Raw genomic sequence first — 13,788 nt, 5'->3', positions numbered from 1 at the left:
ATTGTTAACTTTTTGTTAAATGTTGTTGAGTGTTTTAGAGAGCAGGATTCATAGCAATGAGTAAGATCAATCAGCTGGAAAGTTTAAGGGTTTTGAAAACAGTGGTTGAATTTGGCAGTTTCAGTGTGGCTGCAAAACAGCTCAATTTATCCGTGGCCAGGGTATCTAAGTCAGTTAGCAGTTTAGAGTCTGAATTAGCCGCTAAGCTTTTTGTCAGGAGTACCCGGCATTTACAGCCAACGGATAATGGGATGCGCTGTTATCAGTATGCAATTAAAATGCTCGAGGAATGGAGTCATTTAACTGACGAAGTTACTGAAGCACAGTTTAAGCCCCAGGGTAATATAAAGATCAGTGTACCTATGACCTGGGGTGTTGGTGTATTTTCAACTATTGCTGCAAAGTTTATGGTCAGGTACCCCGATATTAACTTAGATGTATTTATGACGGATACATACGTAAATGTTATAGAAGGAGATTATGATCTGGTGTTGCGACTGGCCAGTGAGCTGGAAGACAGTACACTTTTATGTAAGAAACTTAAAAGCTATAGATTTATTGCTTGTGCTTCACCGGATTATCTGAAAAACAATCCCCCATTAAACGCTGTAGAAGATCTTCACCGTCACAAGTGTCTGGCCTTTTCTCAGGAAGGGAGTAACCCCAAATGGGAGTTTATTAAAGATAATAAACGGGTCACGCATTATGTTAATGTTCATCTTAAATCGAATAATAGTATTTTATTAAAAGATGCGCTGCTGTCACATGTGGGGATCGCCGTAGTCCCTGACTTTGTTGTCGGTGATTATATTGAATCAGGTGAACTTGTGCCTGTTTTACAGGGCTATAAAACAAAAGATTTAAATCTTTACTCGCTAAGGGTTGTTGACCAATTATTACCAAAGCGTCTTCAGTTATTCATTCAATATATTTCAGATGAACTTAATAGATAATTAAGTGTTTATGAAGGATTTAATTCATTATTCATGAGGGCTGAAACAGGCTCACAATCTCCTGATACTTATGTCGGAAGTTGTTTATGATTTTATTTTTTAAATAAAAGAAGCCCGTTTATCAACGGGTCTGAGGTTGTTGGTTACTGTCTGTTTCCTTGGTCTGAAGTCTCTTCAACAGGTGTTTTCCGACTATTCTATAGCTGACCGGTCTCTGGCAAACTGGAGGCGATCCACTATACGTACCAGCTATAACACTATCCATTAGTAACGTAATCCGCCCAGTGAATAAAGACACCCTTAAGCAATAACGTCTTACGCGAAAAGGTATCTGCCAAAGGAAAATCGTTCAATATGCTTTAGAAACTATGTGAAATAGCAAATACCAGGGTGTTATCATCAAAATCTTCAATTGCAGAGTTGGGTAGATTATTTATGATATAAGCCACAGAGAAATCCAGCTCTGATATAGATTTTGTCAAACCTATTGCGTAGTCCTGATAATTATCATTGCCAGGCCCGTATAGCCCTTCAACTCCAGATCCAAAATTGTGGGACGCATGCAAGTCTAGCGTCAGCGTATCACTCAATGGATAGTTAAGGTCCACTCCAACCTTGCTCAGCTTCTGATCAAGATCAAAGTTATTATCAGTGTAGGAATATGTCGCTGTCATATGCTTATACGCCAGAACGGCGGTGATCTCAGCAAAATCTCCTCCGAATGGGGTATCACGACCAGGGAAGGTGTAATACGAAAGATAGCCGCCATAAAACAACTCATCCGACAACGCACCTTTATAGCCTATGGCATAGTCAATCTCGGTTGTAGCATCATCTCCAGGCCCGAAATCAACACTGGTACCAAACATATCAAGAAATATGCCACTCTCAAATTGTAGATTAAGATTCCCCTGTGCTGCTGCATGACCTGCAGATTGAGACTGGCCATTAAGCCTGTAATCACTGGTAAATCCTATATGACCGGAAAGCTCAGCTGCATTTACGCTGAAAATAGGAGTAAGCAAAGCAAGAGAAAAAAATATTTTATTCATTTTTTTACCATTCATTATTATTTTTTTTAAGAAGGTTTCTTTATTAAGAAAAGAGGAGGTTCGCAGCTATTGTTGGAACACAATCCTGCCGTTGCTCATTGTCATTACAACGTTAACTTTATGAATCTGATTGGGGGCAATTTCAAAAAGATTTTTATCTAATATCGTAATATCAGCCAATTTACCGACCTCAAGCGAACCAATCTTATCGGACAGGCCTAGTTGATAAGCTGCATCTAAGGTAAATCCACGAATCATTTGTTCTAATGTAAGAGTCTCGTTTAAAGGAGGTGTAGCGGGCATATCTTCTACTCCCGCAAATTTTCGCGTCATACCCATTTCGATATTAATAAGTGGCCCCATGCCTGCAATATCACCTGTTGAAGGGAAGTCACTACCAAAGGTTACTTTGCCGCCACTATTAAGAACTTCCCGGAAACGATATAGCTTTGCAGCACGCTCTTCTCCGAGAACGCCTTGCACTAAAACACCATCATTCGCAAACCAGAAGGGAGTTGTTTGAGAAATTACATTCAGCTGACCAAATCGTTCCAGGTCTTCGTCGCGTACCAATTCGACATGAGCAAGCGCCCGTCTACTCTGCTTATTAGACACGGCCTTGTCTGCAGCTTCATAAGCATCAAGCGCTTCAGCTACGGCCCTGTCGCCGATTGTATGTATGTGAGTATCAAAACCAGCTTTTTCCACATCGATAACAAAACTTTTAAGCAATTCAGCGTTGAAATTTGTTTCTCCTTTATGGCCGTGCTGATCCTCATAGGGTTCATATTGCGCAGCGGTATACGCTTCGGAAGTACCATCATTTACGATTTTCATCACACGGGGTGTAACTAATTCAGACGAATACTTTTCAGCGTATCCCTGAAGCGTATTAACTGCTTTTGTAAGCTGATGGGGTCCCTGCACCATATGAGAAGTAACTATTCGGAAAGGCAGCCTTTCATTTTCTGCCAGAATATTTAATGCAGGGTAAGCAAAACCTTCAAAATAGCTGAAGCCAGCGTCATATACAGAGGTGTAACCGTTCGACATATAGAGCGGAAATACATTCTCTGCCCCACTGATGATAGTTTCCTGACTCACTGCGCCAAGCTGCTCCATCATTGGGAAAAAAGTCATCTGTTCCCGACACCACCCGGTAGGATTGCCGTCTTTATCACGCTGATAAAAGTGAGAGCCTGGCAATGGGTCTGGCGTATTCTTATCTATATTTGCTAGCTCAAGCGCCTTGGAATTCACCCAGGCAGCGTGGAAACCGTCATCGATTACAACAACTGGTCGATCAGGAATGATTGCATCTAACAGTTCCTTGGTCGGACCTTCTGGTCCAAAAGCACTTACAGAAAAACCTGACAGAAGAATACTCTTCATATCTGGATTACTGTCGGCATACGCTTTTATATCTTTCAGCCACTCTTCTATTGTTCCTGAACGGTCAAGAAAGCCCATATGGCTCATTCCGGCCGCAACAATGGGATGACTATGCGCATCAATTAAACCGGGAAGCACCATCCTCCCTTCTAAATCAATAATCTCGGTGTTTTGACCTGTGGAAGCCTTCGCCCCTTCGTTATCACCAACATACACAATTTTATTGCCTTGCACGGCGACAGCTTCTGTCCATGGCTGCTCATCATTTTGTGTATATACCTTACCGTTCACAAACAGATAGTCAGCATCTGCTGCCTGAACGGGTGATGCGCCTAAACCTGACGAGAACAAACAGCTGACAGCGATATGCTTCAGCACGGTTTTGGGTCTAAATCTATCGAGCATTCTTATCACCTCTGGTTAATTTTCCAATCGAAGTACAAGTGAAAAAACAAAGTAATTGCATCTAGAAATCGAGGGGTTATCACGTCTAGCAATATTGCTAATTCGAGAAATTTCTCGGTTCTTTTTCGAGAGATTATTCGAATTAGAAAAATTGGTCAAGCTTTGTTGACGATGTTGAAAATCCAATTCCATAGGAGGTTGTAACTAGTTCTTGGCGTAAAAATGAAAAGAATATATATGTATCTATTTGTTTTATATGTATTTTTTATTTTCTCTTATCTCTTGCTTCCCCAGCGAAAAACATCTAGGGCTTTTACCTGGATAGCACGTTTAAATCGTGTCTAAGTTTTGGTAAAAAAATAAATTTTTGAAAATGATTTGGGCGATAGGTGAGGAAAAAGAAAATATATCAAGACATGAAGAGATAGCTCGCGCAGAGTTGCAGACATGATAAAATCACATATCGTTTCTGCTAGGCCTGATCTAACAGCCTCATCAGGAAGTTAAGCTTTGGACTTCGAGAGATGTAACAACAACCTCTCACATACAACACCAAAAACTTACAGGAAAGACTCTTGCCGCTTACTTCAGGTAAAGCCCAAAAGACCAAAAGCCTTATGCCACGAGCAGCACCAATACAGGGGCGCTCTAAAGCTAAGGCCGTTCAAATAATATATACAGCTTCTGAGCTGCTGGAGAGAGTAGGCTTAGATGAGTTCAGTACGAGCCTGGTCGCAGAAGAGATGAATATCTCTATAGGTACGCTGTATCACTACTTCCCCAATAAGCATGCAATACTGTATGCCATGGGATCACGCTGGCTGACACTCATCGATTCTTTTATGGATGAGATCGCACGCTGGCCTATAGAAACAATGAACATTGAGATGTTTGTTAATGACCTGATCGATGGGTTATCTGCTTTATACAAACAACAAAAAGCTCTGCTGTTTCTATCAAGAGCAATGTTCTCCCTCCCGGATCTGCAGAAACTGGATGAAGCACACAATACAAAAACCATCATCACAATGGCTGAGCTATTTAAACGTTTAGGGGTCCGGGGCCAAATCAGAGAACGTGAACGATTAGGAGAATTGTTTCTTGAGCTAGGTGATCGTGGATTAATGATGATTGCCAGTGAAAAGGGGCAGCGTGCTAAACGTTCTTCTGATGATTTGAAGCTGGTCCTATGTGAACTTTTGAAGCCTAGGTTATTGCCAAAGGGGTCTTAGCTATAAGTGAGGTTTCCCCTCGGTTCTATGGGCATTCAGTTAGATTCTGGTTGTCAGAAAGCGAATCCGTCGTGTATACCCATTCGGTTTCTTACAGGCACAAAAAAGCCCCGACTCTCCCGAAGAGAAACGAGGCTTAATCAAGTGGTACCGGTGGGTACTTACTTAAGACCAGCCGCCACGCCTGAAGGCAACGCATAAGCTCTACTGAAGAGTTTTTAGAAAGCGAATCCGTCGTGTATACCCATTCTGTTCTTGCAGGCACAAAAAAATCGAAGGCTGAAACAGCGTTCGATCTCTGAGTTTCTTCTCTTGGAAGATAAGTGGTACCGGTGGGCGCTGACTTAAGAGCAACCGCCACGCCCGAAGGCAACGCTAGATGTTATGAAAAGCGAATTCGTCGTGTATACCAAATTTCAGGCACAAAAAAAGCGATTATCTTTCGATATCGCTTCGTTTGATACAACGATCTTTAAATAGATCAAGTTGTGGTACCGGTGGGCGGACTTGAACCGCCACGCCTGAAGGCAACGTCGCTCTTTTTGGAAAGTGAATCCGTCGTGTATACCCATTCTGTTCTTGCAGGCACAAAAAAATCGAAGGCTGAAACAGCGTTCGATCTCTGAGTTTCTTCTCTTGGAAGATAAGTGGTACCGGTGGGCACTGACTTAAGAGCAACCGCCACGCCCGAAGGCAACGCCGCTCTTTTTGGATAGTGAATCCGTCGTGAATACCAAATTTCAGGCACAAAAAAGCGATTATCTTTCGATATCGCTTCGTTTGATACAACGATCTTTAAATAGATCAAGTTGTGGTACCGGTGGGCGGACTTGAACCGCCACGCCCGAAGGCAACGTCGCTCTTTTTGGAAAGTGAATCCGTCGTGTATACCCATTCTGTTTCTTACAGGCACAAAAAAATCGAAGGCTGAAACCGCGTTCGATCTCTGAGTTTCTTCTCTTGGAAGATAAGTGGTACCGGTGGGCACTGACTTAAGAGCAACCGCCACGCCCGAAGGCAACGCCGCTCTTTTTGGAAAGTGAATCCGTCGTGAATACCAAATTTCAGGCACAAAAAAAGCGATTATCTTTCGATATCGCTTCGTTTGATATAACGATCTTTAAATAGATCAAGTTGTGGTACCGGTGGGCGGACTTGAACCGCCACGCCCGAAGGCAACGGATTTTGAATCCTAAGAGAGCTACTGATTCTTTGGGTATTTGCTTGATATAAGGATATTAATTAGCCATAAAAAATGTTTTATGTTGATTGAAGTGCATCGTTTATATGTTCTTTGCGTACATGAAATGCACAGATCAGTAATCTGTTTGTTGGGTTGTCATTGATGAATTGTTGTATGCAAGCGTCCTGTGGACTTTCTGAAACGTAAAAAGAATTTGTGAACTCGTCCACAGCTGCCAGCTAACGTATTTGAGGTCTTTCTCGCCTGTTACGGATTGACACGTGAGATATTCATGAAGTCTAGATCATAACTTTGACATGGCAGCGTAGAGAATGACTGGTCAGCTGGCTGCTACTATACCCAATACTGAAAGTGTCACTTTATTTTATTGTATTATAAATCAATTGGTTATATGTGCTGCTGGACTGTTTGCTCATAGATTGAATATGTTATTTAAGAAGCCTGAGCGTTGATGTTTTTGTACTTTTAGGTGGTATCTGAGTTCTATGGTTATTTCAAATGGCACTATAGATGAGATTTATTCTTGTTTGATATCGCCCTTTTGATCTGGTAGTTTTCTTGGACATGTTACACGAGGAAGTTGTAATTCAGTTAGCTATTTGGATTGATTACTAGAAGGATTCTTCGTATTTAAACCTTGTGTTTATTAAAGCTATAAAGGACTATACATATGAGTTTCGTCTCAGGTTTTTCTATTCCTCCAGCGCAATCCTTTCCGTGCTTGAATTCTAAGCTACTAACTCCCTTTTTAATTCATCATAAGTGTTAAAAAAATGTCTTTAAGCGCTGAATAGCGTTTATTGGGCGTTTTTCTTACCAAGTTATCGGGTGTATCGCTTTGTTGTGAGTAGCTAGCATGAATTCAATTGTCTCTGAATCATTCGGTTCAGAAATAGATTACGAAACACAAAGCCTGCTCAGTGCTTTGCAAATTCTTTGTCAGATATTACAGCTGACTGATGATCCTCATACCTTTGAGCGTTCTGCTCAGTCAGCGCTTTCTGAAACACCCAGGAAAGCCGTTAAGCTAATCGCCCGGGAACTGGGCATAAAGGCTGTTTTTAAATCAGATAAAACGCTCGATTCTGACCGTCTTCCGTTATTAGCCCGCGATACCCGGGGACACTGGCTGTTAGTGGCACAGAAAACCGACGATGCCATCCTGATTCAGCGACCTGAGCAGCCTTCACCTGAATTACTCAGTGAAGAAGAATTCGGTGAATTGTGGAGCGGGGAAACGCTGCAGTTAAAAAGCCGCGCAACTGCCGGCTTACTGAAAAAGTTTGATATTCGCTGGTTCATTCCTGAACTGCTGAAATACCGGAAGCTGGGGATGGAAGTGCTGGCTGCCTCTGCCATTTTGCAGTTATTCGCACTGATTTCTCCGCTGTTCTTTCAGGTCGTAATGGATAAGGTGCTGGTTCATAACGCCGTGTCTACGCTGGATGTGCTGGTCACCGTGCTGGTGGCGGTAGCTTTATTTGAGATTCTTCTGCAGACCCTACGGCAATATCTGGCAACCCGAACCGCGGCACGGATAGATGCAAAACTGGGCAGTAATCTGTACCGGCATTTGGTGGACTTACCGCTGGCGTATTTTAAAAGCCGTTCTGTTGGTGTGACGGTCATGCGGGTAAACGAGCTGAACGCCATTCGGGAATTCATTACCAGCACGGCCAATACCCTGATCATTGACCTTGGCTTTACGCTGATTTTCTTTGCGGTGATGTTCCTGTATTCACCGCTGTTAACCCTGATTGTTATCGGTGCCATTCCTTTATACGCACTGGTTTCGTTTTTTATTACCGGGCCGTTACAGAAACGGGTAGAGGACCTGGGCCGTGACAGTGCGGTGAACAATTCTTTTCTCACTGAAGCGCTTACCGGCGTGGAAACCGTTAAGGCGTTGGCGCTGGAATCACAGATGGCCCGCCGCTGGGAATATCAGACCCGGGACTTCGTCTATTCAAACTTTAAAGTGCAGCAACTCTCCCAGTTATCTAACTCACTGATTCAGGTGATCTCAAAAGTCACCATGGTGTTGGTGCTGTGGATTGGTGCCCGGCAGGTTATTGGGCTTGAGCTGTCTATCGGCCAGCTAATTGCGTTTAACATGATGGCCAATCATGTCAGCCAGCCGATTATCCGCTTAACGGAACTTTGGCGTAACTTTGTGCAGGCACGGGTCTCGGTTGAGCGTTTAGGTGACGTACTGAATACCCTGCCGGAAGTGAATAATGAACAGGCAGTGCTCACAAATGGCTTGCGGGGCAATGTGACGCTGGAAAACGTACTGTTCAGATACACTCCGGACAGCCCAGTTATTCTGAATAATATCAGCCTGAATATTCCTGCCGGTAAAATGGTTGCCTTCGTGGGTAAATCCGGTTCCGGTAAAAGCACCATTACCCGGCTGGTGCAAAAGCTCTATACCCCGGAGCGGGGCCGTATTCTGCTGGACGAGCAGGACGTTGCCGGTATCGACCCTGTGTCGTTACGCCAGTCTATGAGCATAGTTCTACAGGAAAACTTTCTGTTTAACCGCAGCGTGCGCGACAACATCGCCATCATGAAACCTTCTGCACCGCTGGAAGAGGTGGTAACCGCCGCTAAAAAAGCCGGTGCCCATGAATTCATTCTGGAACTTAAAGACGGTTACGACACGGTGCTGGCAGAAGGTGGCGCGTCATTATCCGGTGGCCAGCGCCAGCGCATAGCCATTGCCCGCTCACTGATTACTGACCCTTCCGTGCTGATATTTGATGAAGCAACTTCCGCACTGGATGACCATTCTCAGGCAATCATTAAAGAAAATATGCGGCTTATACAGCAGGGCCGTACGGTGATTTTAATTGCGCACCGCTTATCAACCGTAAAAGACTGCGACTGTATTTTTGTGCTGGATAAAGGGCAGATTGTGGAAGCGGGCAATCATAATCAGCTGCTGGCGAGGCCGGACAGCGCCTATCGCCAGCTATGGCAATTGCAGCGGGCTGAGCTGAATCAGGATCAAAGCACTCCTGTGGCTACAGGCTAAAGCTGAGTGGGAACATATTCAGGGCTGACTTTTTAAGGATATTTTTTAGGGACGAGCAATAATGCAGGAAAACACCGCGGCGCTGTTTGATAAAGACCAGCCACAAACCGCAGAAGCACAGACTGGTGATCAGGCTGGTGATCATACTGGGCCTGATACTTCAGGCAATGAAGCACCGGTTAAAGGCACTAAACCTGCCAAGCCACAACTGGCCTATGAATTCCTGCCGGAATATCTGGACGTACTGGAGCGGCCGCCTTCCAGTGTAGCCCGTTACTTTGTGCTGGGCATCATCGCTCTGGCACTGATTACGTTGGCATGGGCGATTCTGGGCCGTATCGACATTATCGCCAGCGCCAAGGGCCGGCTGATTATTGATGACCGTTCAAAAGTGGTACAGGCACCGGATCAGGGGGAAGTGAACGCCATACAGGTACGGGACGGGCAACTGGTCAGAAAAGGAGACGTACTGATTGCGCTGAACCGAACATCCTCAGAAGCGGAAAGCGCCCGGCTGGAAAACCGTTTAATCACCGTTGGCCTTGATATTGCCCGTACGGAAGCATTGTTAACCGACGATCCCAAGGCATCTTTTGCCCCACCTGTGGCAGCACCCGCGCACCGGATTAAAGAGGCGGAAGTGACGCTGGACGCTGAAATGATTGACTATCAGGTGCGGGTCAGCTCCCTTGAATATCAGATAAAACAAAATGAAACCCAGCGCACGCTAGCGGCAAAAGTTGCTAACGAAACCCGTTCATTAATCCGCAACGTTAAAGAGCGCCTTAAAGGCCGTAAACGCCTGCTGGACAGTGGCCACATTCCGCCGCTGGAATATCTGGAACTTGAAAAAGAAGTCATCGAAGAAGAACGGGATTACGCCCAGTTAATTGCCGATGCTGCCAGCCTTGAACTGGAAGGGCTCAGGCTGGAACAGCAGTTGCTGCAACTCAGTGCTGAAAATAAGAAAACTTTGCACGACCGTTTAACGGAACTGCGCAGTGAACATACCGATGCTGAAAAACAGCTGATTCAGGCTAACGAATTGCTACGGAAGATGACCATTAAAGCACCGGTCGACGGCGTTGTTCAGCAACTGGCGGTGTATACACTGGGTGGGGTGGTGACGCAGGGGCAGGAACTGATGATCATCGTACCGGAAGGGCTGGACCTTGAAGCGGAAGTTACCATCGAAAATAAAGACGTCGGCTTCGTACGGGCGGGTCAGCCGGTGGAAGTGAAGGTCGACAGTTTTCCATACACCAAGTACGGCACCATCAAAGGGGAAGTCATTCATGTATCCAGAGACTCCATGGAAGATGAGCAACAAGGTCTGGTCTTCCCGGCCCGGGTACGGCTCGCTGCCCAAATGGTACAGGCGGATGACGAGATTATTCAGCTTTCAGCGGGGATGAGCATCTCGGCGGAAATAAAAACCGGTGACCGCCGGGTGATTGATTACCTGCTGAGCCCTCTGAAGGAATATCAGTCGGAATCACTGAACGAACGGTAAAAGGCGTAGGGAAACAGCCATGCACAATACACATTCAATGAATCCCGCCAGCGATCCGGCAGGAATGGATCAGTTAGAGCGGGAAATAGCTTCCGCCTCGCTTATTCAGCACGACCATATAGCTACAGATCCATTAGAAGACAGTGGCCTGCAGGCGCTGGTACGTATAGCTAAGTACTTTGATATTGCCCTGGATGCGCGGCAAACCTGGTATAGCCACGGTAAAACCGAGGGCCTGTTCAGCCATATTGATATTATCCGCTGTGCCAAACGGGCAGGGCTGAAAGCCCGGTTAGTCACGCTCGATCCGGCAAAACTCACGCAGACACCGGTGCCCTTTATTATCAGCAGCCAGTTAACCGGCCAGCGGTACGTCGTGCAAAACCTTTCTGCAGACAATGCAGAAATACTCGACCCGATGACCGGGCAGGTAACCCGGCACTCGCTGGCGCAGCTGCAGGCGCTCTTTACTCAAGCAGGCTTTGCAAATGAAGCCATTCTTTTTTCTAAACAGCCCGCCTGGCAAACCACGGATAAAAAATTTGGTTTTGCCTGGTTTATTCCCTCTGTTCTGAAACATGCCTCCCTGTTTAAACGCATCATTATTGCTTCACTGTTCATCCAGATATTCGCACTGGCATCCCCCAAGTTTTTTGAAGTGGTGATTGATAAAGTGCTGGTCAGCCGGGGCTTACAGAGCCTGGATGTGCTGGCTATTGGTTTATTGGTCATCGCCATATTTGATCCGTTGATGACCTATATTCGCGGGTTAATCTTTTCCCATCTGGCCAGTGGGGTGAACTCAGAACTTTCTGCCCGGTTATTCCGGCATCTGATTTATCTGCCGCTGAACTATTTTCGGGAGCGGCAGGCGGGCAACATCATTGCCCGGGTGCGGGAACTGGATCATATCCGTAATTTCCTTACCGGCTCTGCGCTGATGATGATTGTCGATCTGGCATTTCTGGGTGTATTTCTCGCCGTGATGTACAGCTACTCAAGCCAGCTGTTCTACATTGTGCTTTCTACACTGGCAGTATTCGGCCTGCTCTGGCTATGTGTGGGGCCATTTCTGCGTAAACGGGTGGAAAAACAATATGAACGCAATGCCGATAACACCTCTTTTCTGACCGAAAGTGTGACCGGCATTGAAACCATAAAATCCTTAGGCATGGGAGAGCGCTTTGCGAAGGAATGGGAAGAAAAACTTGGAGCATCACTCAAGGCCTCGTTTAATGCCAGCATGCTGGGGCAGTGGGCCGGTGGCGCCATTGGTCTGGTACAGAAAATATCCTCTGCACTGATTCTCTGGTTTGGTGTGACCCTGGTAATAGATGGCGACCTTTCGGTCGGCCAGCTTATTGCCTTTAACCTCTATGCGGGGCATGTGACTATGCCGATTCTGCGGCTGGCGCAGATCTGGCAGGACTTTCAGCATACAGGCATTTCCATTAAACGTATTGGCGACATTCTAAATGAAGATACCGAATCCGCTGTCAGCGCCGGGCGTTCCTCGCTGGACAAGATCGACGGCAATATAGAACTGCGTAAAGTGACCTTCCGCTATACGGACGATGGCAAGGAAGTTATCCGCCGGTTGGACCTGAACATAAAAGCCGGGCAAACCATAGGCATCACCGGGCTGTCTGGTTCCGGTAAAAGCACCATTACTAAACTCATCCAGCGGCTATATACCCCGCAAAGTGGCCAGATCCTCATTGATAATGTGGATATGGCCATGACAGATCCATCCATACTTCGCCGGAATATGGGCGTCGTTCTGCAGGAAAACTTCCTCTTTAACGGCTCCGTGAAAGACAACATTGCCCTGAGTAATCCTTCGGCAGACATGGCGGCTATAGAGCACGCCGCAGCACTGGCCGGCGCTGATGAATTCATTAACGAACTGCCCCACGGCTACGACACGCCGGTAGGCGAGCGGGGCGGTGCACTCTCAGGCGGCCAGCGCCAGCGCATCGCCATCGCCAGAGCTTTAGTAGCCGACCCGAAAATCCTCATCTTCGATGAAGCTACTTCGGCACTGGATTACGAAACCGAATCCGCAATCTTAAAAAAGCTGCCGGAGATCGTAAAAGGCAGAACCGTCATTATGATCGCTCACCGACTGAACTGTATGCCGTTATGTGACCGGGTAGTGGTTATGGAACATGGGGAAATAATAGAAGCTGGACATCATGATGATTTAATTAAGAATGATGGACAGTATCGAGAATTATGGGAATTGCAGAGCGAATACTATGAAGTTTATCAATAATATATTATTAGTTTTGATTGTGTCTGTTATAGCAGGTTGTGATAACCGTTCTACCGATGAAAAGTTTCCTCCGCTGTCTAAGTATTACCCACCAACAGAAGATTATCCTCAAGGTTATGCCGATGTGCAAATGGGGGATTATTTGTTACGAGTGCCTGAAGAAATTGCATCGGTTGGCAAAAACGGGAGCTTTTCCGTATACATGAGTTGGCCAGAGTTTGAAGATATTAAAACAAGCGGGTATTTCAGACAATCATCGGTACAACGTAACATAGACACGATAGAAGTTTTTTTCAGATCTTTTCGTCAAGGAATTAAAGCGGGAGACCCTTGGCAGCAAGGAAATAGGGCTCGAGAAAGAAAAATAAATTTGATTAAAAAACTAAAAGGTCAAGAACATAAATCGGTAGAGTTTCCTAGTTATTGGGAATTCCGTAATCCAATTCTTAACAATAAACCGAATCTCTATATGCCTATGGATAAAAATATTATTGATCCGTTTGGATTACCCGTAATATTTGGCTGTAGTACTTTTAATTTGGATGTTGAATGGGACGAGATTACTAAGGTAAGAAATGGTCTTCCGCAGTGTGGCAGGGTTTTTCATTGGCCAGACGGTCATTCTGTTCATATTCGTTTTAAACGAAAACACCTGAAGGATGCTGTACTGATATATCAAAAGGTCATGGCGTTACATAACTCCATGATAGTAACTTCACCATAAA

The 13,788-nt window shown here is 45.4% G+C and carries 8 protein-coding genes; 6 read left to right on the top strand and 2 right to left on the bottom strand.

What is annotated here, in order from left to right; genetic code table 11:
• The first annotated feature begins 56 nt into the window (after positions 1-56).
• Positions 57-953: a LysR family transcriptional regulator gene (locus PCI15_RS19090; protein WP_271271498.1), complete on the top strand. Its 897-nt coding sequence runs from the start codon at positions 57-59 to the stop codon at positions 951-953.
• Positions 954-1,312: 359 nt separating this feature from the next.
• On the opposite strand, the gene PCI15_RS19085 is transcribed toward PCI15_RS19090, so the two are convergent.
• On the bottom strand, positions 1,313-2,020 hold the full coding sequence (locus tag PCI15_RS19085; protein ID WP_271271497.1) for a TorF family putative porin: 708 nt from the start codon (positions 2,018-2,020) through the stop codon (positions 1,313-1,315).
• Between the two features lie 51 nt (positions 2,021-2,071).
• A complete protein-coding gene (locus PCI15_RS19080; protein ID WP_271271496.1) occupies positions 2,072-3,802 on the bottom strand; it encodes an amidohydrolase in 1,731 nt (576 codons plus the stop codon).
• Between the two features lie 575 nt (positions 3,803-4,377).
• On the opposite strand from PCI15_RS19080, the gene PCI15_RS19075 reads away from it, so the two are divergent.
• From PCI15_RS19075 to PCI15_RS19055, 5 genes are all read left to right on the top strand, one after another.
• Entirely contained in the window at positions 4,378-5,034 is a 657-nt protein-coding gene (locus PCI15_RS19075) for a TetR/AcrR family transcriptional regulator (RefSeq protein WP_271271495.1), read from the top strand.
• A gap of 2,060 nt (positions 5,035-7,094) precedes the next feature.
• Positions 7,095-9,275, top strand: a complete 2,181-nt coding sequence (locus PCI15_RS19070; protein ID WP_271271494.1) for a type I secretion system permease/ATPase — start codon at positions 7,095-7,097, stop codon at positions 9,273-9,275.
• A 61-nt stretch (positions 9,276-9,336) separates the two neighbouring features.
• Positions 9,337-10,788 carry an HlyD family type I secretion periplasmic adaptor subunit gene (locus tag PCI15_RS19065; RefSeq protein WP_271271493.1) on the top strand — a complete coding sequence of 484 codons (1,452 nt, stop codon included), beginning with the start codon at positions 9,337-9,339 and terminating at the stop codon, positions 10,786-10,788.
• Positions 10,789-10,807: 19 nt separating this feature from the next.
• A complete protein-coding gene (locus PCI15_RS19060; RefSeq protein ID WP_271271492.1) occupies positions 10,808-13,063 on the top strand; it encodes a type I secretion system permease/ATPase in 2,256 nt (751 codons plus the stop codon).
• On the top strand, positions 13,047-13,787 hold the full coding sequence (locus PCI15_RS19055) for a hypothetical protein (RefSeq protein ID WP_271271491.1): 741 nt from the start codon (positions 13,047-13,049) through the stop codon (positions 13,785-13,787). The genes PCI15_RS19060 and PCI15_RS19055 overlap by 17 nt, the downstream gene beginning before the upstream one ends.
• Position 13,788: the final 1 nt, after the last annotated feature.

The sequence above is a fragment of the Aliamphritea hakodatensis genome, assembly GCF_024347195.1.
Taxonomy (GTDB): Bacteria; Pseudomonadota; Gammaproteobacteria; order Pseudomonadales; family Balneatricaceae; genus Amphritea; species Amphritea hakodatensis.
The sequence above is the reverse complement of the archived record's forward strand: the minus strand, read 5'-3'. Positions and strand labels throughout refer to the sequence as shown.